The 19,157-nt window shown below is 72.1% G+C and carries 20 protein-coding genes; 9 read left to right on the plus strand and 11 right to left on the minus strand.

Translation table 11 applies throughout. The features are described 5' to 3' along the window. Positions 1 to 1,136 (minus strand): dipeptidase (locus STRIP9103_RS15520; RefSeq protein WP_009312089.1); only part of this gene is annotated, 1,136 nt, incomplete at its 3' end. Between the two features lie 181 nt (positions 1,137 to 1,317). On the opposite strand from STRIP9103_RS15520, the gene STRIP9103_RS15525 reads away from it, so the two are divergent. Continuing rightward, complete coding sequence (locus STRIP9103_RS15525; RefSeq protein WP_009312083.1) at positions 1,318 to 2,523, plus strand: geranylgeranyl reductase family protein; 1,206 nt, start codon at positions 1,318 to 1,320, stop codon at positions 2,521 to 2,523. 111 nt (positions 2,524 to 2,634) lie between these two features. Here the strand turns inward: STRIP9103_RS15525 and STRIP9103_RS15530 are convergent, their stop codons facing one another. Next, positions 2,635 to 3,084, minus strand: coding sequence for a nitroreductase family deazaflavin-dependent oxidoreductase (locus STRIP9103_RS15530; protein WP_009312095.1), 450 nt, complete (start codon positions 3,082 to 3,084; stop codon positions 2,635 to 2,637). A gap of 196 nt (positions 3,085 to 3,280) precedes the next feature. On the opposite strand from STRIP9103_RS15530, the gene STRIP9103_RS15535 reads away from it, so the two are divergent. The 3 genes from STRIP9103_RS15535 to STRIP9103_RS15545 all read left to right on the plus strand — a co-directional run bounded on the left by STRIP9103_RS15535 (position 3,281) and on the right by STRIP9103_RS15545 (position 6,269). Continuing rightward, on the plus strand, positions 3,281 to 4,012 hold the full coding sequence (locus tag STRIP9103_RS15535; protein ID WP_009312076.1) for a TetR/AcrR family transcriptional regulator: 732 nt from the start codon (positions 3,281 to 3,283) through the stop codon (positions 4,010 to 4,012). A 425-nt stretch (positions 4,013 to 4,437) separates the two neighbouring features. Further along, positions 4,438 to 5,607 carry a sensor histidine kinase gene (locus tag STRIP9103_RS15540; RefSeq protein WP_009312074.1) on the plus strand — a complete coding sequence of 390 codons (1,170 nt, stop codon included), beginning with the start codon at positions 4,438 to 4,440 and terminating at the stop codon, positions 5,605 to 5,607. After that, positions 5,604 to 6,269: a response regulator gene (locus STRIP9103_RS15545; protein ID WP_009312093.1), complete on the plus strand. Its 666-nt coding sequence runs from the start codon at positions 5,604 to 5,606 to the stop codon at positions 6,267 to 6,269. The genes STRIP9103_RS15540 and STRIP9103_RS15545 overlap by 4 nt, the downstream gene beginning before the upstream one ends. A gap of 61 nt (positions 6,270 to 6,330) precedes the next feature. Here STRIP9103_RS15545 and STRIP9103_RS15550 read toward each other — a convergent pair whose 3' ends face one another. From STRIP9103_RS15550 to STRIP9103_RS15565, 4 genes are all read right to left on the minus strand, one after another. Next, complete coding sequence (locus STRIP9103_RS15550) at positions 6,331 to 7,086, minus strand: maleylpyruvate isomerase family mycothiol-dependent enzyme (RefSeq protein ID WP_009312084.1); 756 nt, start codon at positions 7,084 to 7,086, stop codon at positions 6,331 to 6,333. Between the two features lie 73 nt (positions 7,087 to 7,159). Then, the gene (tgmB, locus tag STRIP9103_RS15555; protein WP_009312092.1) at positions 7,160 to 8,161 is read right to left on the minus strand and encodes an ATP-grasp ribosomal peptide maturase; all 1,002 of its coding nucleotides are present in this window, start codon (positions 8,159 to 8,161) and stop codon (positions 7,160 to 7,162) included. 16 nt (positions 8,162 to 8,177) lie between these two features. Then, positions 8,178 to 8,369 carry a putative ATP-grasp-modified RiPP gene (gene tgmA / locus STRIP9103_RS15560; RefSeq protein WP_048820345.1) on the minus strand — a complete coding sequence of 64 codons (192 nt, stop codon included), beginning with the start codon at positions 8,367 to 8,369 and terminating at the stop codon, positions 8,178 to 8,180. A 178-nt stretch (positions 8,370 to 8,547) separates the two neighbouring features. Next, positions 8,548 to 9,708: an MFS transporter gene (locus tag STRIP9103_RS15565; protein WP_009312075.1), complete on the minus strand. Its 1,161-nt coding sequence runs from the start codon at positions 9,706 to 9,708 to the stop codon at positions 8,548 to 8,550. 261 nt (positions 9,709 to 9,969) lie between these two features. On the opposite strand from STRIP9103_RS15565, the gene STRIP9103_RS15570 reads away from it, so the two are divergent. Further along, on the plus strand, positions 9,970 to 10,626 hold the full coding sequence (locus STRIP9103_RS15570; protein ID WP_009312081.1) for a phosphoribosyltransferase: 657 nt from the start codon (positions 9,970 to 9,972) through the stop codon (positions 10,624 to 10,626). 44 nt (positions 10,627 to 10,670) lie between these two features. On the opposite strand, the gene STRIP9103_RS15575 is transcribed toward STRIP9103_RS15570, so the two are convergent. Next, on the minus strand, positions 10,671 to 11,315 hold the full coding sequence (locus tag STRIP9103_RS15575; RefSeq protein WP_009312085.1) for an MBL fold metallo-hydrolase: 645 nt from the start codon (positions 11,313 to 11,315) through the stop codon (positions 10,671 to 10,673). Next, a complete protein-coding gene (locus tag STRIP9103_RS15580; protein ID WP_009312097.1) occupies positions 11,312 to 12,436 on the minus strand; it encodes a CapA family protein in 1,125 nt (374 codons plus the stop codon). Before STRIP9103_RS15580 ends, STRIP9103_RS15575 begins: the two co-directional genes overlap by 4 nt. A gap of 153 nt (positions 12,437 to 12,589) precedes the next feature. Between STRIP9103_RS15580 and STRIP9103_RS15585 the strand changes: the two genes are divergently transcribed. After that, entirely contained in the window at positions 12,590 to 14,023 is a 1,434-nt protein-coding gene (locus STRIP9103_RS15585) for an RtcB family protein (RefSeq protein WP_009312088.1), read from the plus strand. 143 nt (positions 14,024 to 14,166) lie between these two features. On the opposite strand, the gene STRIP9103_RS15590 is transcribed toward STRIP9103_RS15585, so the two are convergent. After that, a complete protein-coding gene (locus tag STRIP9103_RS15590) occupies positions 14,167 to 14,622 on the minus strand; it encodes an archease (RefSeq protein WP_009312079.1) in 456 nt (151 codons plus the stop codon). 34 nt (positions 14,623 to 14,656) lie between these two features. Further along, complete coding sequence (locus tag STRIP9103_RS15595; RefSeq protein WP_009312077.1) at positions 14,657 to 14,899, minus strand: hypothetical protein; 243 nt, start codon at positions 14,897 to 14,899, stop codon at positions 14,657 to 14,659. Between the two features lie 126 nt (positions 14,900 to 15,025). Between STRIP9103_RS15595 and STRIP9103_RS15600 the strand changes: the two genes are divergently transcribed. The 3 genes from STRIP9103_RS15600 to STRIP9103_RS15615 all read left to right on the plus strand — a co-directional run bounded on the left by STRIP9103_RS15600 (position 15,026) and on the right by STRIP9103_RS15615 (position 18,622). Then, positions 15,026 to 15,691, plus strand: coding sequence for a dienelactone hydrolase family protein (locus tag STRIP9103_RS15600; RefSeq protein WP_009312091.1), 666 nt, complete (start codon positions 15,026 to 15,028; stop codon positions 15,689 to 15,691). A gap of 463 nt (positions 15,692 to 16,154) precedes the next feature. Continuing rightward, positions 16,155 to 17,135 (plus strand): SMP-30/gluconolactonase/LRE family protein, encoded by a 981-nt coding sequence (locus tag STRIP9103_RS15605; RefSeq protein ID WP_009312087.1) that lies wholly within the window; start codon positions 16,155 to 16,157, stop codon positions 17,133 to 17,135. Positions 17,136 to 17,656: 521 nt separating this feature from the next. Next, complete coding sequence (locus tag STRIP9103_RS15615; RefSeq protein WP_009312086.1) at positions 17,657 to 18,622, plus strand: hypothetical protein; 966 nt, start codon at positions 17,657 to 17,659, stop codon at positions 18,620 to 18,622. A 9-nt stretch (positions 18,623 to 18,631) separates the two neighbouring features. On the opposite strand, the gene STRIP9103_RS15620 is transcribed toward STRIP9103_RS15615, so the two are convergent. Further along, positions 18,632 to 19,157 (minus strand): amidase family protein (locus STRIP9103_RS15620; protein ID WP_048820348.1); only part of this gene is annotated, 526 nt, incomplete at its 5' end.

Here is a 19,157-nt window from a genome sequence, read left to right on the forward strand (position 1 = left end):
GCGGCCATGGCGGCGGCCATCGCCTCGTAGGCCGGGCTGGAGGTGTCGGCGCGGAAGGGCTGGCCGTGGCCGATGAGCTCGCAGCTCACCCGGGCGCCCCACGGGGTGTGCGCCACCAGGTGGGCTTCGAGCAGCTTGATGCCCTCCGCGACGTCGACGCCCGGCGGGACGCGCAGGCCGATCAGGGCGCGGGCGCTCGACTGGATCGACGGGGTCGCGCCCACCACCGGCGGGACGTCGATGCCGAGCACGGTGGCGGAGGGCCGGGCCCAGATGCGGTCGGCGACCGTGTCGGAGCCGACCAGTTCCACGCCGTCGAGCACCTTGGCGTCCTCGCGGAACCGCTCCTCGTCGTACGGCAGTCCGTCCCACGTCCCGTCGTTCGCGAGACCGTCGACCGTCGTGGAGCCGTCCTCGGCGCGCAGCGAGTCCAGTACGCGGATCAGCGCGGCCAGCGCGTCCGGAGCGGCGCCGCCGAACTGCCCCGAGTGCAGGTTGCCTTCGAGGGCGTCGATCCTCACCCGCATGGCGATCATGCCGCGCAGGGAGGAGGTGACCGTCGGCAGACCGGCGCGGAAGTTGCCCGCGTCACCGATGACGACGGTGTCGGCGGCGAGCAGGTCCGGGTGCTGTTCGGCGTATTGCTGGAGGCCGCCGGTGCCCATCTCCTCGGAGCCCTCGGCGATCACCTTGATGTGGACGGGGACGCCGCCGTTGGCCTTGAGCGCGCGCAGCGCCAGCAGATGCATGATCACGCCGCCCTTGCAGTCCGCCGCGCCGCGCCCGTACCAGCGGCTGTCGCGCTCGGTCAGCTCGAACGGCGGCGACAGCCAGGCGGCCTCGTCCAGCGGCGGCTGCACATCGTAGTGCGCGTAGAGAAGCACGGTCTTGGCGCCCTCGGGCCCCGGCAGGTAGCCGTACACGGACTGGGTGCCGTCGGGGGTGTCGAGCAGCGCCACGTCCTGGAAGCCCTCGGCGCGCAGCGCGTCGGCGACCCAGCGCGCGGCGCCCTCGCTCTCGCTCCTCGGGAACTGGTCGAAGTCCGCCACCGACTTGAAGGCCACCAGCTCGGTGAGCTCCTCCTTCGCCCTGGGCATCAGCGAGGCGACGGTCTCGGCGACCGGGTTCGACGACATGGGCACGCTCCTCGTGGGTGCGACGTTGTCCTGCTGGGTAGTGGGTGCGTACGCGCGTACCCCGTGTATCGGTGTAGGGCGCACGCGCTGTCGATCCTCCCACAACGGTCCTCGGCGACACCCGCCGTAGGATGCGTGAGTCAGGTGCGGCAGGCGGCTGGATCGGGAGCAGTAGACCATCGTGAGCAGCGAGAACTCTTCGGCGGACGACGTGCAGCGGGTGTGGGACGTCGTCGTGGTGGGCGCGGGCCCTGCGGGGGCTTCGGCCGCCTACGCGGCGGCGGTCGCGGGACGCAGCGTCCTTCTGCTGGAGAAGGCCGAGCTGCCCCGGTACAAGACCTGCGGCGGCGGCATCATCGGCCCCTCGCGCGACGCGCTGCCGCCCGGCTTCGAACTGCCCTTCAAGGACCGCGTGCACGCGGTCACCTTCTCCCTCGACGGCCGCTACTCCCGTACGCGCAAGTCCAAGCAGATGCTGTTCGGGCTGATCAACCGGCCCGAGTTCGACCAGCAGCTCGTCGAGCACGCGCAGAAGGCGGGCGCCGAACTGCGTACCGGCGCCACGGTCACCCGGGTCGAGCAGCACGGCTCCGCCGTCCCGGACCGGCGCACGGTCGCCGTCGTCCTGCAGAACGGCGAGACGCTGCTCGCGCGGGCCGTCGTCGGCGCGGACGGCAGCGCCAGCCGCATAGGAGCGCACGTCGGGGTGAAGCTGGAACAGGTCGACCTCGGTCTGGAGGCGGAGATCCCGGTGCCGGAGACCGTCGCCGAGGACTGGAAGGGGCGTGTCCTCATCGACTGGGGCCCCATGCCCGGCAGTTACGGCTGGGTCTTCCCCAAGGGCGACACGCTGACGGTGGGGGTTATCTCCGCGCGCGGTGAAGGCGCCGCCACCAAGCGGTACTTGGAGGACTTCATCGGACGGCTCGGCCTCGCCGGCTTCGAACCGAGCGTCTCCTCCGGGCACTTGACGCGCTGCCGCGCCGACGACTCGCCCCTCTCGCGGGGGCGTGTGCTGGTGTGCGGGGACGCGGCCGGGCTGCTCGAACCGTGGACGCGGGAGGGCATCTCCTTCGCGCTGCGCTCGGGACGGCTCGCGGGGGAGTGGGCGGTACGGATCGCCGAGGCGCACGACGCGGTGGACACCCGCCGGCAGGCCCTGAACTACGCGTTCGCCGTCAAGGCCGGGCTCGGCGTCGAGATGAGCGTCGGCAAGCGGCTCCTGACCGCGTTCGAGCGCCGTCCCGGACTCTTCCACGCGGCGCTCACCGGCTTCCGGCCCGCCTGGCGGGCCTTCGTGGACATCACACGCGGCTCCACGTCTCTGGGCGAGATCGTCCGCACCCACCCGATCGCCCAGCGTGCGCTGACCGCCTTCGACAGATGACAGCGGACGCGGGTGCCGCTCGCGCGGGCGACGGTACCGATCGCGGGTCGCGGGTGCGGCTCGGCAGGTCGTGGCCGCACTTCGGTAGGGAGCCTCGGGCACCCCGGCCGGTCACTGCTTGACGGTGATCCGGAAGACGGGGTGCTTGGGCGCGGCGGCGAGCAGCTCCTCGTCGGTGGAGTCGGCGTTGACGTCCCCGAAGAAGCGGCCCACCTCCCAGCCCCACTTCTTGAGGTAGGTCCGCAGGACCACCGGCTTCTCCTCGTCCGACAGCTCGACCGCGGTGAACTCCTGCACCCGCCGGCCCACTTGAAGCCGTCCGCCGCCTGCCGCCCGCATGTTCCGGACCCACTCGGAGTTGCCACGTGCCGAGACGAGGTAGGGGCCGCCCTCGTACGGCAGCGGGTTGACCGGCAGCCGACGCCACTCGCCGCTCTTGCGGCCGCGTACGGAGAGTTCGGCCGTGCCGAGCAGGCTGAGACCGCGGCGCGCGAGCCAGCCGACGAAGTTGTTCATGGCCCGGTCGAAGGCGTTGGCCTTGATGTAGTGGGTCGATGACATGGGGTTCCTCCCGGATCAGTGTTCCGAATGGAGAGCAGTGCTCTCGCTTTAGAGCAGTGTGCACGAGGCTGGCGCTCCGAAGCAAGAGCAGTGCTCTCATTTGTGGACGGTGCTCTGCTCGGGGAGCCCAGCTCTCATTAGAGAGCGCCGCTCCGGTTTGTGTGCACTGCTCCGACGCTGTGGCACACTGCTGCCCATGAGCACCACGCAAGGAGCCCGTGCCCGCGCCCGTATCGAAGTGACCGCCGCCATCAAGGACGAGGCGCGCAAGCAGCTCGCCGCCGAAGGGGCCGCCAAGCTGTCGTTGCGAGCCGTCGCCCGTGAGCTCGGCATGGTCTCCTCGGCGCTGTACCGCTACTTCCCCAGCCGTGACGAGCTGCTGACCGCGTTGATCATCGACGCCTACGACTCCCTCGGGGAGGCCGCCGAGGCGGCACATGCGAAGGCGAACCGTGAGAGCCCGGCGGGGCGGTGGATCGCGGTGTGCGAAGGGGTGCGGGAGTGGGCGTTGGCCCGGCCGCACGAGTACGCGTTGATCTACGGTTCGCCGGTGCCCGGGTACACCGCCCCGCCGACGACGGTGCCGGCCGCGTCCCGGGTCGGGCAGTTGCTGATCGGGATCGTGCGTGACGCGTACCGGGACAAGGGTGTGGCCCAGTGGAAGGTGCCCGCCGAACTCCGGCCGGAGGCGCGGCGGATGGCCGAGGAACTGGCCCCGGATCTGCCGCCTGAGGTGGTCGTGGTGCTGGTCGGGGTGTGGGCGCAGCTGTTCGGACTGGTCAACTTCGAGGTGTTCGGACAGTTCAACCGGGTGGTCGAGGACCGCGGGACCTTCTTCCGGTACGCGGGCGCCCAACTCGCCCACCAGGTCGGTCTGGTGCTCCCTCAGCCCACCGGGACGCAGGGCGCCGGCGAGGCCGGGTCCTGACGGAGGATCCGTGCGTGCGGTGAGCGCGGCGCGGGCCCGGGACCGCGCGCCCAGGGCCTCCGTCGGCCGCTGCCGCAGCTCCTCGTACACCACGAGCGCGGTGTGCTCCCGGTGACGATGCGGCTCGCGGGTCGCGCGAACTGGTGGGCGCCGTGTCCGCCGCGTCGGCCGCGCCAGCGGTTCGGGATCGCGGAAGAGGCGGCCCGAGCGCACGGGGAGGGCGTACTTCGCGGGGAGTACGTGTGATCACCACGCTCGGGTGACGCACCGGGCGGTGCCCGGCGTCTAGCGTGGCCGTCATGGGAGAGCAGGGCGCGGGCACGCCGACCCCGGCACGGGGAGGACCGCCGTGGCGACGGGGGCCGGGCGGGCATCCCGGCTGGTCGGGCGGGCCTCCGTGGTGGCGGGGCGGTCCCCCCTGGTGGATGCGGCCGGACGAGGACGCGGGACTCCGGTGGCCGTGGCGCTCCACGCTGCTGCTCACCGTCTTCGTGCTGGTCGGCTCGAACGCCGCCGCGCAGTTGCAGGAGGGTGAGCGCGCCTCTCTCGGCGTGTTCGCGCGCGGGCTTTTGCTCCTCGGCTCGGGCCTGCTGCTGTGGCGGCAGCGGTACCCGGTGTTCGTCGCCTTCGGGACGGCCGCCGCCGCCATGGTCTATCTGGGGGCCGGGTATCCGTACGGCCCGGTGTTCTTCACGGTCGCCCTGGGCTGCTTCAGCGCGATCGTCTCCGGGCACCGCAAGGCCGCCTGGGCGGCGGTCGGCATGCTCTGGGCGGGACATGTGCTGGTGGCGCACTGGCTGTACCGGTGGCTGCCGCCGTCCGGTGACGATGCGGTCGACTGGGGGCAGGAGGTGCCCGTCGCCGCCTGGATCGTGGCGATCCTCGCGGTCTCCGAGCTGGTCCGGGTACGCCGCGAGCAGTGGGCCCGCGAACGTGCCGAGCGCGCGCAGGCCGCCCGGCGCCGCGCCGACGAGGAGCGGCTGCGGATCGCCCGCGAACTGCACGACGTACTCGCCCACAGCATCTCGGTGATCAACATCCAGGCGGGCGTCGGCCTGGCGCTCCTCGACTCCGACCCGGAACAGGCCCGCACCGCGCTGACCACCATCAAGGCGGCCAGCAAGGAGGCCCTGGGCGAGGTCCGCCAGGTGCTCGACACGCTCCGGACGCCCGGTGACGCCCCGCGCGCGCCGGCGCCGGGACTCGCCCGGCTGCCCGAGCTCGTCGAGCAGGCGGCGGGCGCCGGGCTGACCGTCGAGGTGGAGGGCGAGGCGCCCGCGCTGTCACCGGGCACCGATCTCGCCGCCTTCCGCATCGTCCAGGAGGCCCTCACCAACGTCGTACGGCACTCGGCATCGCGGCACGCGCGCGTGCACCTCGGACACGGCGGTGGTGAGCTGCGGCTGCGGATCGACGACGACGGGCCCGCGACCGGCGCCGACGCGGGCGGCAGCGGCAGCGGGCTCATCGGAATGCGGGAGCGGGCCGCCGCGCTGGGTGGCACGATCGAGGCGGGCCCGCGCGCCGACGGGAGGTTCCGGGTGCTCGCCGTACTGCCGGTACGGGCGCCCCGCGAGGTCAAGGAGGACCGGTGATCCGCGTACTGCTCGCCGACGACCAGTCTTTGGTGAGGGCAGGCTTCAAGGCGCTGCTCGACGCCCAGCCGGACATCGAGGTGGCCGGGGAGGCCGCGGACGGCGAGGAGGCGTTGCGCGAGGTGCGCGAGCTGCGCCCCGACGTGGTCCTGATGGACATCCGCATGCCCGTCCTGGACGGCCTCGCGGCGACCCGGCGCATCACCGACGACACCGGCCTCGACCACGTCAAGGTCGTCATGCTGACCACTTTCGAACTCGACGAGTACGTCTTCGAGGCGATCCGCGCCGGCGCCTCGGGCTTCCTGGTCAAGGACACGGAGCCCGAGGAACTCGTGCGCGCCGTCAGGGCGGTTGTCGCGGGCGACGCGCTGCTGTCGCCCGGCGTCACACGCCGGCTGATCTCCGAGTTCGCGGCCCGCTCCAAGGAGCCCGCGGCCGTCGCCTCCCTCGCCGACCTCACCGAGCGGGAGCGGGAGGTGATGGCACTCGTCGGCATCGGCCTGACGAACGAGGAGATCGCCCGCCGTCTCGTCGTCAGCCCCCTCACCGCCAAGACCCACGTCAGCCGCACGATGGTCAAACTGGGCGCCCGCGACCGGGCCCAACTCGTCGTACTGGCCTATGAGTCGGGGCTGGTACGGCCGGGCTGGATGGGTTGAGGCGGACGCTTCCGCAGCCCGGGCCGCGGGAAGAGAGCGGTGCCGATACGGCCGCGCCCGGCTAGCGCATGACTATGGCCGAGTTCTCCCGCCACAGGTCGGCGAGTGAGGTGTCGCCGGTGACGGTCGGGAACGGCAGGCGGTTCCAGAGGGAGAGGTAGAGGCGGGACGCCGGGCCGGTGATCTCGCAGTCCGCGTCCGTGGAGTCGGCTGCTTCCAGGCGGTGGGTCCGTTCGGTCACGGGCGGTTCCGACGACAGCCGTACGGTCCAGACGGCGTCCGCGTCCGTGGCCCGTACGCGCAGGACCTGCGGTTTCTCGGTGCGTACCCGGCTCTTGGCGCGGACGTGGAAGGCGAGCAGGAGTTCGTCGAGGCCGTCGACCGCGAACTCCACGGCGGGTTCGGCGGGGGTGCCGCCGCGTGCGGACTCGGCGTCGACGCGGTGCACGGTCGTCTCGTGGGCCTGCCGACGTGCCCAGAAGGCCAGCGGGGAGGGCGCGGGGAGGAAGCTCCAGCAGTCGAGGTCGGCGGGGGCGCCGCGCAGGGTGTCGACGAGCCGTCGGTGGCCCTCCTCGAACCAGGCCACGAGCGGGGCGCCGTCCAGATCGGGCTCGTTCAGCGGGGCGCGGGGCGAGGTGTGCCCGTCGGCGACGAACGCCGCGGCCCATCGGTGCACGGTTCCCGTGTGCCGCAGCAGATCCCGCACCCGCCAACCCGGGCAGGTCGGCACCTCGGCATCGATGCCGGCCTCCCGGGCCGCCTCGGAGAGCAGTCGGCCCTCGTCGTCCAACGTCCGGATGTGCTCGGTGATCTCCATGAGGCGAGTCTGCCGGATGGAGTGGGCTCGAAGCGGGCCGATCAACTTCGGAAAACAGGCCCCTGATTGTCCGTCAGGGCGCCGTCCTCGTACGGTTATTGTGCTGTTTCTCCGTTTCCGGCTCCTCATGGATCAGCCACTCGGCGACGCTGCGGGCGATCGGCTGACCCGTGTCCATCTCCACGAACCCGAACTGGCCGGACTGGTTGCACTCCAGGAACCACCAGATGCCGTCGGCGTCCTCGACGAAGTCGAAGGCGCCGTAGGCGAGTTCGGCGTCCCGGAGATAGGCGCGTACGGCCGGGGCGATACGCGCGGGGACGTCGACCGGGACCCAGGGCGAGCCGGAGGCGGCGTAGCGGACGTCCACCTCGTCGGGGTGCGCGTCCGGGGGGACCGCCTTGCGGGCGGCCAGCATGCGGTCGCCGACGACGGTGAGGCGGATGTCGGCGGTCTTGTCGATCCGGCGCTGCAGCAGCGTCGGCCCGAAGGCGACGGCGGCGAAGTCCGTGCCGGGAGCGATACGGCTGGTCGGGATCGTGCTGGGCAGCTCCTGCGGGTGCGTACCGGCCAGCGGGTGGGTGCCGGAAACCGGCTTCACCACCAGGTCGGGGAAGCGTTCGGCGAAGTCGCGGGCGGCCTGCGGGAACGTGGTGATCAGGGTGGCCGGTACAGACAGTCCGCACCGCTGGGCGTGCCGGAGCTGCCAGGGCTTGTGCCGGGCCCGCCGGGCCGCGTCGGGGTCGTTCATCCAGCGGGCGCCCGTGCTGCGCAGCATGCCGTACAGGGCCTGTGAGGACTCCTCGGTGAGCCAGGGGGACGGCTCGGCGACTCGGGTGGCCGGGACGCCCGGCCGGCGCAGCCAGATGGACCGCAGCCCGTCCATGCCGACCAGGCGCCCCCCGGCGGACAGCTGCCCGTGGAAGGCGCCCTGAACGTACTCGCCGGACAGCGAGACCCCGCCGGGCAGGTCGGCGGGATCGAGCCGGACCACCGGTACGCCGGTCGTATTGAGTTGGGCCACCACCAGGTCCGCCGTCACATCCTGTTCACTCGTCAGGATCAACACCGTCATCGTCGCCGGTCCGCGTTCAGTCGTCGAAGTGGGTCTTCGAGCCCGCCGTCGAGGTCGTCGCCCCCAATTCCCGCATCAAAGCCTGGTCATGGGCGGCGATGCGCCCGTCGGCGAGCACGTTCAACTGCAATCTGGAGTCGTAGGTATACGGAGCGCTGAACTCCAACTGCTCAGTCGCGCGAGCGTAGTTGAGCACGAACAGTCGCATCGTTTCTCCTTGTTCGAGACCATCCGGAAAACGGATGGTGAGGCTCCGGCCGCATTCTGTCGGGCCGGATCGCTGGGCCTCCAGGGAGTTATACGAATCGAACGACTGAATGGTTGCCTCATCTTGTCGGAGCGCTGTCGTCCTGCACCGGGAGCTTGGGCAGGACAACGGTGAGTGGTCATTTCGCGGCGCGGCGAGTGGCGAACGCGATGGCTGAGGCGAATCCGGCGAGCACCGCGACGCTGGTGAGCGCGGCGGGCAGGGAGAGCCATTCGGCCAGGAAACCGATCGCGGGCGGGCCGAGGAGCATGCCGAGGTAGCCGAGGGTGGAGGCGGTGGCGACGCCGCCGGGTCCGGCCAGCGCGCCGGCGCGTTCGATGGCGACGGGGAAGATGTTGGCGAGGCCGAGGCCGGTGACCGCGAAGCCGAGCAGGGTCGCCCACACGGAGGGGGCGAGGGAACCGAGCAGCATGCCGGCCGTGGCGGTCGCGCCGCCGGCCACCAGCACGCTGGTCCTGCCCAGCCGTTCGAGCAGGGTCGTCCCGGTCAGCCGGCCGATCGTCATGGCGAGCGCGAAGCAGGAGTAGCCGATCGCCGCGACGCCCGGCGAGGCGTCCAGGTCCTCCTCCAGATGCAGGGCGCCCCAGTCGGCGAGCGCGCCCTCCCCGTACGCCGTGCACAGGGCGATCAGACCGAAGGTGACCACCAGACCGCGAGTACGGCCGTCGACGCGGCGCCGCGCGCCCTTGTCGGTCTCGACGCGGTCCGGTGGTGCAGGGGGCTCGTGGCGCAGCAGGGCGCGGCCCGCGACGGCGGTGACCAGCAGGCCGATCACGGTGATGCCGAGCAGATGGCGCGTGGGCGACAGAGAGCCCGCGACCAGTCCGCCGAGCCCGGCCCCGACCATGCCGCCGAGACTGAACGCGGCATGGAAACTGGGCATGATGGGCCGCCGCAACGCGGCCACCAGGTCCACGGCGGCGCTGTTGAAGGCGACGTTGATCCCGCCGAAAGCAGCACCGAACACCAGCAGGACCGCCCCCAGCGCGAACGCCGAGTGGGTCAGCGGAGGCAGGGCCACGCTGAGCGACAGCAGGACGGCGCACACGACCGTCACCGGATGGCTGCCGAAACGGCGACACAGCCGACCGGTCAGCATCATCGTGACCACGGCCCCGGCGGACACCCCCAGCAGCGCCAGCCCCAGCGCCCCCGGCGACGCGCCGGTCTGCTCCTTGACGGCGGGGATCCTGACGACCCACCCCGCGAACACGAAACCGTCGAGGGCGAAGAAGGCGGTGATGGCTGTGCGGAGCCGGGTGAGGGAGGTGTCTGGCACGACGCCGCGCAGGGCAGATTTGTTTAATGGCGGCACAAAGGAAGGGTAGGGGGCGGCCGCGACGGGGGGCAAGAAAGCGGGTGGGCCGTGCGGCTCCGGGGCCGTGGGCCTCTGCGAGAGCCCCGCGAACCGTGTGATGCGTGGGGAGGACGGCGACGTGAGCGGTGTGGGTGGTGTGGGCGGTGTTCCGCCGGGTACTCGCGGAGCCGAGAGAGGCATGCCGCGCCATCGCCCGCCGGCGCCGTGAGGAAGAAGAGACACATGCAGTTCCGTGACCGCACCCAGGCGGGACAGGAGCTGGCGGAACGGCTCCGCATCCTGCAGGAGAAGGGGGCTCTTCCGCATCCCGTGGTCCTCGCCCTGCCCCGCGGCGGAATCCCGGTCGGCCGCGAGGTCGCGCGAGGGCTTCAGGCCCCGCTGGACGTGCTCGTCGTGCGCAAGATCGGCGCGCCGTTCCATGAGGAGTTCGGCATCGGCGCGATCGCGGGTGACGATGAACCCCTCTTCGACATGGACAGCCTGGACCGGCTGGGACTGAGCGAGGCCGAACTCGCCGGGACGGTGGAGCGGGAACGGAAGGAACTGCGCCGCCGGGAGGAGCGCTACCGGCAGGGCCGACCGGCCCCGGAGCTGCGGGGCCGGACCGTGATCGTCGTCGACGACGGACTGGCGACGGGTGTGACGGCGCGTGCCGCGTTGCGTTCCGTACGGCGCGGGGCACCCGAGCGCGTGGTCCTGGCCGTACCGGTCGGCTCACAGGAAGCGGTCGCCCTGACGCGCGAGGAGGCCGACGACGTGGTCTGCCTCTACCGGCCCAGGCCGTTCACGGCCGTGGGCGAGTGGTACGCGGACTTCGGCCAACTGACGGACGCCGAGGTGCTCGAAGCACTGCGCGACGCCCGGGCGAGCGGTATGTGAAGCGGAGACGCGCGGCAGCCGGCCGTGGCGCGGAGGGGCGTCGGTCACCCGGCCGTCCGGCCCACCTCCGGCCCCGCCGACCCCAGCGAGTAGGTGCGACCCTCGAGACCCCACTCGCCCACCGGAGGTCTCGGACCCGCGTCGATCGCGCGGAGGGCGGGGCGCCCGATATGGGCGTGGACCAACCGGCGTACGCCATGCCGTACGGCCTGTTCGGCGACGGTCTGCACGCTCGCGTGGCCGCCCGCACCGCCCCGGAACCGTATCGGCCGCCCCCACGCCGCGGCTTCGGCGAACATCGGATCGGCCCGTGCGGACCAGGCCGGGAACTCCCGGAACTCCGGCGCCCACACCACGACCAGACCGCCCGCCTCGATGCGGTAGCCGTACGTGGGGTGGGACGTGTGGACCACCGGGCGGCAGCGCACCCGTACATCGCCGAGGCCCAGATCGCCGGCCCGGATCGAGACGCCCCGAAGGACCGCGGCCCGGCGCGGCGCGGACCTCAGCTCCGACCGCTCGTCGGTGACCGGCCGGCCCGCGAGCGGGCCGAGCGGCGGATCGGCGCCGGGGCCGCCGTCGAACGCCGCGCGCTGCCGGCCGTAGCGCGGCAACAGACCCGCCGGGGCGAATCGCGGCGAGTTCATCGCGCCGACGCCGAGCAGGGTGAGCCGCGGTCGGCGGGTCATGTGCCGCCTCCGGTCGAGCGCGGGCTCGCCAACAGTGTTCCGTCGGGCTCCAGAGCGATGTGCACGCCGTCGCTGATGCGGTCGAGGGTGGCGCGCAGCCAGGCGCGGTCCTCGTCCGGCGCGCGCTCCAGGCGCATGCGCCGGGCCCGCAGGGGCACCATGCGCAGACCGGTCAGCCGGCCCGTGTCCGCCGCCACGGTGACGAGGTAGGCGATCCGGAGGTCGTCACGGTACTTCTCGTAGCCGGGGATGCCCTCGTAGTCGTCGACGAAGTCGCCGCAGCCGTGGAGGACCAGCCGGTCCCGGTACAGCTCGACGGGGCGCGGGTGGTGCGAGGAGTGTCCGTGGACGACGTCCACACCACCGTCCACCAGGGCGTGCGCGAAGCGGGTCTGCTCCCGGGGGACGTGATAGCCCCAGTTGTCGCCCCAGTGCACCGAGACGACCACGACGTCGCCCGCCCGCTTCACCTGCCGTACGCGCCGGACCACCGCCGCAGCCGCGCGGGGCGACAGGTCGGGAACGTAGGCGACGCCGGGCCGGTCGGCGCCCGCCGCCCAGTCGGCCGGGATGCCGCTGGACGGCATCCCGAAGGCGAGGACGAGAACGCGACCGCCGACCGGGACGGGGACCGCCACAGGAGCCCATGCCTCGTCGGCGTCGCGCCCCGCGCCCGCCGCCCGCAGCCCCGCGCGGGTCAGCGAGTCCAGCGTCTCCGTCAGACCGGCGCGGCCGAAGTCCAGCACGTGGTTGTTGGCCAGGACGCAGACGTCGGGCCGGGCCACGGTCAGGGCGGGCAGGTTCGCCGGGTGCATGCGGTAGTGCACCGCCTTGTCCGGCGCGAACTCGCCGTCGCCTGTCACGGCCGTCTCCAGATTCACGATCCGGACGTCCGGGGAGGCCGCATCCAGGGACCGCAGTGCCTCGCCCCACGGCCACGACGGTTCCACCGGGGCCGGAACGGGACCATTGGCCGACTCCGCCAGACGTACATACGACCGGGCGTCCCGGACGTAGTCCTCCCGCAGCGCCGGGTCACCGGGCCGCGCCAGGATCTGATCGACACCGCGCCCGAGCATCACATCACCGCAGACGAACAGCGTCACCACGCCGTCGGCCATACCTCCACAGTAGGAGCCGCTTCGCACCCCGGGAGACGTTCCGCACTCCCGAGCACTCTTGAGGCGACGAGCGAGGATTCGGGAGAGCCGGAGCGGTACGGAACACCCTGCGCGGGTACTGCGGATGTCGGACGCCGGAGACGGGAGGCTGCCGTGGAACTCATCGAGGCCGCCGTGGAACTGGTCGAGGAACGTCCCCACCGCTTCCGTATGGAACCACGCGGGCGCATGCGGGTGCCCGGGGTGGTGTTCGCGTCGCGGTCCCTGCTCAGGGACGCCGAGCACTCCCTTGAGCAGGTCGCCAACGTGGCCACGCTGCAGGGCATCGTCGGCGCCTCCTACGCCATGCCGGACATCCACTGGGGCTACGGCTTCCCGATCGGCGGGGTGGCCGCGACCGACGTGGACGACGGCGGTGTCGTCTCGCCCGGCGGGGTCGGCTTCGACATCTCCTGCGGGGTGCGACTGCTGGCCGCGGACTCCGACCGGCGGGAGCTCGAACCGGCACTGCCGACGATCATGGACGGCCTGGACCGGTCGATCCCACGCGGCGCGGGACCCGGCGGAGTATGGCAGCCGACCGGTCCCGGACAGCTGGAGCGGATCCTCCGGGGCGGTTCCCGGTACGCCGTGGAGGAGGGATACGGCGAGGAGCGCGACCTGAGGCGGTGCGAGGACGGCGGGGCGGTCGCCGACGCCGATGTGGACGAGGTGAGCCGGCGGGCGCGCGAGCGGGGCCTGGGCCAGGTGGGCAGCCTGGGGTCCGCCAACCACTTCCTGGAGGTCCAGCGGGTCGACGAGGTGTACGACGAGAAGACCGCCACCGCCTTCGGTATCGCCGCCGACCAGCTGTGCGTGATGATCCACTGTGGTTCGCGGGGCCTCGGCCACCAGATCTGCACCGACCACGTCCGGGCGATGGACCGCGCCATGTCCCGCTACGGCATCACCGTGCCCGACCGGCAGCTGGCCTGCACCCCCGTCGAGTCGCCCGAAGGACGCGCCTATCTCGGGGCGATGGCCGCCGCCGCCAACTACGGCCGGGCCAACCGCCAACTGCTGTCGGACGCGGCCCGCCGGGTCTTCCGCCGCGCCACGGGAGCCCGGCTGACGCTGGTGTACGACGTCTCCCACAATCTCGCCAAGATCGAGACCCATACGGTGGCCGGAGCACGGCGCCGACTGTGCGTGCACCGCAAGGGCGCCACCCGCGCCTTCCCGCCCGGGCACCCCGACCTCCCGCGGGATCTGCGAGAGGTGGGCCAGCCGGTGCTGATCCCCGGAACCATGGGCACCGCCTCGTACGTCCTCGCCGGTGTTCCCGGCGGTGACGCGTTCTTCTCCACCTGCCACGGCGCGGGCAGGGTCCTGAGCCGGCACCGGGCGGCGCGTGCGGTCAGCGGGAAGGAACTGCGGGCCCGGTTGGAGACGGAGGGCATCGCGGTGCGCCCGCGCTCGCTGCGCGCCCTCGCGGAGGAGGCCCCGGAGGCGTACAAGGACGTCGCCGAGGTGGTGGCCGCCAGCGAGGCCGCAGGTCTGTGCCGCGTGGTCGCCCGGCTGGTTCCGCTGGGCGTGGTGAAGGGCTGAGGGCTCGCCGGGCCACACGTGCGTATCCGTGCGCGGCCGGTGGTCCGGGCGCCCCGAGGAACGTCGTCTGCCTCCGCCCGCCGGTCGTATCGGTCCGTCCCGAGCTCGCCGTACACCTCACACGCCCGAGCCCGCCGTACGCCTCACACGTCGACGGTCACCGCGCACGACCAGCCGTACGGGTCCGGCCCGATGTGCAGTCCGTGCCACGAGACGCCCTTCGGCACGGCTCCGGTGATCTCCACGTCCGCCAGCTCCGCCAACGCCAGCCGCACATCGAGGCCGTCATCGGCGGGCTCCGCCTCCACGTCGACGGTCACTCTGCCGTGCACCTCGAGACGGAAGACCACCTCGTCCAGCAGCGCGGTCAGCAGGTCGTCGTCGCTGCTCTCCGCCAGCCGGACGCGCTCCATCGACGTGGGCCGCACCGCGGAGACGTCCGCGAAGCACTCCACCGTCCCCAGCACCGCCTCCACCAGACAACCCTCCCGGCTCGTTCCCCACGCCTCGACGCGCACGTCGGCCGTGTGCGGCACCGCCCGGTGGCCGTTGCCGCCCTCGCGCCGCAACCGGATGTCGTCGTCCGTGTCACCGACCATGCGCATCTCCCTCGTCCGGTTCCTCCGATGGCGGCTATGCCGGGGGCCTGCGGTGGTGGTGGCGGTGCGTCGCGCCGTTCATGGCGAGGGCCACGCCGAGGCAGAAGAGAAGCGCCAGAGCGAGGCCCGAGCTGAAGACGGCCAGTGAGTTCATGGTGGCGATGTCGTTGCCGAGTACCGACACGCTGTACTCGGGGCCGCCGGACAGGTTGTCCGCGATGGCCAGTCCCGTGAAGGCGCCGGTGACCGCCAGGAGGAGCAGTCCGATGAGCAACATCCGAGTCATCTCCTCAGGAGGGATGCTTCGCGATTCGGGTACCCGTAAGCGGCAGGGCCACACGACGAACGATCGACACCCGTACGAGGGACAGGACCGTACGGCCGGAGGAGGAAGGCGACGGCGATGATCTCCCAGACGGTCATGGTCCCCGTCGACGGCGAGGCGCTCGCGGGCGATGTGGAGGTGCCGGGATCGGCCCGGGCGGTGGTCCTGTTCGCCCACGGCAGTGGCAGCTCACGGCACAGCCCCCGCAACCGGATGGTCGCCGCGCGGCTGCGCGCCGCCGGGCTCGGCACCGTGCTGATGGACCTGCTCACCGAGCGGGAGGAACTCGACGACGAGTGGACGGCCGAGTACCGCTTCGACATCCCACTCCTGGGGAGCCGTCTGGCGGTCGTGATCGACTGGCTGGAAGGACAGCACGACACCAAGGGGCTGCCCGTGGCCCTGTTCGGCGCCAGTACGGGAGCGGCAGCGGCCCTGGTGGCCGCCGCGGAGCGGCCGGACCGGGTCCTGACGGTGGTGTCGCGGGGTGGCCGGCCCGATCTGGCGGGGGACGCCCTGGACCGCGTACGGGCACCGGTCCTGCTCATCGTCGGCGGCCGGGACCCGGAGGTCCTGCGGCTGAACCAGGAGGCGGCCGGGCTGCTGAAGGTTCCGCACTCGCTGCACGTGGTACCGGACGCCACCCACCTGTTCGAGGAGCCCGGCGCACTGGAGAAGGTCGCCGACGAGGCCAGGGCCTGGTGCGAGGCTCGCCTGGCGTCCCTGCCGGGGACCGACGACTGATCCTCTGATCCTCGGCACCGGCACCGGTACTGACCCCGACACCGGGCACCGGCAACGACACCGGGCACCGGCATGGCAGCGGCCCGGCATCGCCACCGACAAGGGGCACGCACCGGTCCCGGCACCGGGACTGGCCCCCGCAACGGGCACCAGGCACTGGCCCCGGCACCAGGCACCGGCAACCGGCCCCGGCACCAGGCACCGGCAACCGGCCCCGGCACTGGGCAGCGGCAACGGGCACCCGGTATCGCATGGCACCGGCACCGGTATGGCGGCCGTCGTGCTCGTCCGGCCGGGCGGGACCCGTCCATGCGGCTCCGTCGGCTCACGGAACTCGATCGGTCGCACGCCCTGGGCTGTGCGGGCGAACTCCCGGCCGTGACTGCCGTCGCCGGCGGCGGTCACGCCGTCATGTTCGTGTAGCGCCGCATGGCGGCGTCCCATGCCGTCCCAGGAGAGGTCCATGCCCCGATTCCCCTGCCTGCCCGGTGTCGCCGTGGCCACCGCCGCCCTCACCGCGCTCGGCGCGGCTCCCGTGCCGGGCGGCGAGCCGATCGTCTCCCGTCCGCGGGTCGTCGCCCACTTCGACTTCGCCCAGGGGCGGACACCGGAGAACATCGCACTCGAACCCGACGGTTCCGCCGACCTGACCTTCGCGTTGGCCCGTCAGATCGCTCACGTCACCGAGCGCGGGGACACTCGGATCCGCGCGACCCTGCCCGCCGAGGCGAACCCGGACACGCCCGTCGCCGGCGACGACATCGTCCTGGGGATCGCCCGCGCGGACGACGGGACGCTCTACGTCACCTATGCCACCGGGACCGGCAAGACCGGTGTCTGGCGCGTCGCCCCCGACAGCTCCAGAGCCCACCAGATCGCGAAGCTGCCGGAGAACGGGCTGCCCAACGGCATCGCCCTCGACGAACACCGTGGCGTGCTCTACGTCACCGACTCGGTACGGGGGACGGTCTGGCGCGTGCCGCAGAAGGGCGGCAGGGCCACCGCGTGGGCCACGGGAGCCGCACTCGACCCCTTTCCCACCTCGGAAGGCGGCTCCGGCATCGGCGCGAACGGCATCAAGATCCACCACGGCGCCGTATGGGTGTCGAACTCGGACCGGGGGACGCTGCTGCGCATCCCCGTACGGCGGGACGGCTCGGCGGGCCCGATCGAGACCAGGGCGACGGAGCTCGGCGGAATCGACGACTTCGGCTTCACCGGGCGCGGGGACACCGTCCTCGCCGCTCTGCTCATCAGCAACCAGGTCGTCCTGGTGCGCCCGGACGGTACCCACCGGGTCGTTCTCACACAGCACGAAGGGCTGTCCAACCCGACCTCCGTGGCCGTACGCCACGACACCGTCTACGTGTCCAGCGCGGCGTACTTCACCATGAAGGACCCGAACCTGCTGCTCGCCCACCTGCGCAAGCACCAGGGCCGCTAGGCGGAACCCGTCGGCTCCCGGGCACGATCGCCGGGACGTGTCCCGGGAGCGGCTGTTTTCCTCGATCGATTTCCTTGTCGCCGCCCTTGGCGGATTTTCCGCGGTGCGGGCGATGAAATCGATTGATGACGGTCCGGTAATCAGACGCCAATAGGCGAGTGCTCATCGTTCGCGCAGGAGTGTCCGGGGCGGGGAAATCGAGCCCGGCATTCGACACGATTTTCGTCGAGAGGCAGCAAGGCCATGTCGAATCGCTCTCGGCCTGCGCCCGTCAATTCCTCGGTTGCGGCGACGTGGCGGACGAGCACCCGGAACAGGTTGGAGCGGATGGTGCCCAGGGCCCGGCGGGCGAGGCGGATGGCGTCGGCCGCGGCGCGCAGATCACGGCGTACGAGGGCCGAGTCGCCGGCGCGTCTCCGTATACCCCCCACCTGTATGTGTCGCAAGCGGCCGAGAGAGGTTGACTACATACCCCCCTGGGGTATGGTGAGCTGTATCCAGTACCCCGAAGGAGACCGGCCATGAACACCGGACTGAAGATCACCGCCTTCGCCGCCGCGCTGGCCGCCACGTTCGGCACGGCCTATGGCGTGGGCAAGGGCATCGACCCTGTCGTCGCGGAGACGACGGAGAGCGCACCCGCGCGCCACGACAGCCACAGCAAGGCGTCACCGGAACCCGACGGGGCCGGCGGCGACGCGGGGCGGCAGGAGATACCGTCGGCCGGCGGGCTGCAGATCTCCGAGAACGGCTACACCCTCGACCTCAGGACCCCGAGCGTCACCGCCGAGCAGCGCTCCGACCTGCGCTTTGTCATCCGGGACCCGAACGGCCGAGCCGTCACCGCGTACGAGCGCGAGCACGACAAGGAACTCCACCTCATCCTCGCCTCACGCGACCTCGTCACCTACCGCCATCTGCACCCCACCCGGGCCGCCGACGGCACCTGGAGCACCCCCGTCGACCTGCCCCGGGCGGGCGACTACCGAGTCTTCGCCGACTTCACCCCGGCGGGCGAGAACGCCGAGAACCTCGTCCTCGGCGCCGACCTGGCCGCTTCCGGCCCGTACGAGCCCCAGCGGCTCCCGGCGCCGAGCGACACCGCCACGACCGACGGCTACGAGGTCGAGCTGGAGGGCAGCCTGCGACCGGGCGCCGCCGGCGAACTCACCCTGAAGGTCTCCCGCGACGGCGACCCCGTCACCGACCTCCAGCCCTACCTCGGTGCGTACGGCCACCTGGTCGCCCTGCGCTCCGGCGACCTCGCCTACCTCCACGTCCACCCGAGCGGCGAGCCCGGAGACGGCACGACCGCCCCCGGCCCCGATGTCTCCTTCACGGCCACCGCGCCCAGCAGCGGCACCTACCGTCTCTTCCTCGACTTCAAGCACGGGGGCGAGGTCCACACCGCGGCGTTCACGGTCCGGGCCGGAAAGGCGACGGACCCGGCGGAGCCGGACGAGACACCGGCCGATCACACACACTGAGCCGACCGATCAGCCTCGTGGCACCACCGGCGGCCGGCGCTCGCCGAAGCGCGTCGCCTGTTCGAAGGCGTAACCGGCCTGCAGGACCGTCCAGTCCTGGCGGTGCGGTCCGACCACCTGGAGCCCGACCGGCAGGCCCTGCGAGGTGAACCCGCCCGGGACGGAGAGGGCGGGGCAGCCGGTGACGGAGATCAGATACGCCGAGCGCATCCAGTCGAGATAGGTCTCCATCGGGATGCCGTCCACGACCGTCGGGTACGGCAGGTCGATGTCGAACGGCGCGACCTGGCTGACCGGCAGCAACAGCAGGTCGTACGTCTCGAAGAACTCGCGCACCCGGTGGTAGAGCGCGCCGTGCAGCGCCTGGGCACGCCCCAGGTCGGGCCCGGCGAGCTTGCGGCCCTCCTCGATGTTCCACACCACGTCGGGGGCGATCCGGTGACGGTGCTCGTCCAACAGCGCCCCGTAGGAGAGTTCCACCTGCCAGGCGCGCTGGGTGAGGAACACCTCGTCCGCCCCCGACAGGTCCGGGCAG

This window comes from Streptomyces ipomoeae 91-03, from assembly GCF_000317595.1.
Lineage (GTDB): Bacteria > Actinomycetota > Actinomycetes > Streptomycetales > Streptomycetaceae > Streptomyces > Streptomyces ipomoeae.

Coding starts and splice junctions, on each gene's coding strand:
- STRIP9103_RS15540 (WP_009312074.1), top strand. CDS start 4,438: ATGCGGCCGGACGAGGACGCGGGACTCCGGTGGCCGTGGCGCTCCACG.
- STRIP9103_RS15580 (WP_009312097.1), bottom strand. CDS start 12,436: ATGGCCGACGGCGTGGTGACGCTGTTCGTCTGCGGTGATGTGATGCTC.
- tgmB (WP_009312092.1), bottom strand. CDS start 8,161: ATGACGGTGTTGATCCTGACGAGTGAACAGGATGTGACGGCGGACCTG.
- STRIP9103_RS15605 (WP_009312087.1), top strand. CDS start 16,155: ATGCCCCGATTCCCCTGCCTGCCCGGTGTCGCCGTGGCCACCGCCGCC.
- STRIP9103_RS15570 (WP_009312081.1), top strand. CDS start 9,970: ATGCAGTTCCGTGACCGCACCCAGGCGGGACAGGAGCTGGCGGAACGG.
- STRIP9103_RS15535 (WP_009312076.1), top strand. CDS start 3,281: ATGAGCACCACGCAAGGAGCCCGTGCCCGCGCCCGTATCGAAGTGACC.
- STRIP9103_RS15590 (WP_009312079.1), bottom strand. CDS start 14,622: ATGGTCGGTGACACGGACGACGACATCCGGTTGCGGCGCGAGGGCGGC.
- STRIP9103_RS15600 (WP_009312091.1), top strand. CDS start 15,026: ATGATCTCCCAGACGGTCATGGTCCCCGTCGACGGCGAGGCGCTCGCG.
- STRIP9103_RS15615 (WP_009312086.1), top strand. CDS start 17,657: ATGAACACCGGACTGAAGATCACCGCCTTCGCCGCCGCGCTGGCCGCC.
- STRIP9103_RS15530 (WP_009312095.1), bottom strand. CDS start 3,084: ATGTCATCGACCCACTACATCAAGGCCAACGCCTTCGACCGGGCCATG.
- tgmA (WP_048820345.1), bottom strand. CDS start 8,369: ATGCGACTGTTCGTGCTCAACTACGCTCGCGCGACTGAGCAGTTGGAG.
- STRIP9103_RS15595 (WP_009312077.1), bottom strand. CDS start 14,899: ATGTTGCTCATCGGACTGCTCCTCCTGGCGGTCACCGGCGCCTTCACG.
- STRIP9103_RS15575 (WP_009312085.1), bottom strand. CDS start 11,315: ATGACCCGCCGACCGCGGCTCACCCTGCTCGGCGTCGGCGCGATGAAC.
- STRIP9103_RS15550 (WP_009312084.1), bottom strand. CDS start 7,086: ATGGAGATCACCGAGCACATCCGGACGTTGGACGACGAGGGCCGACTG.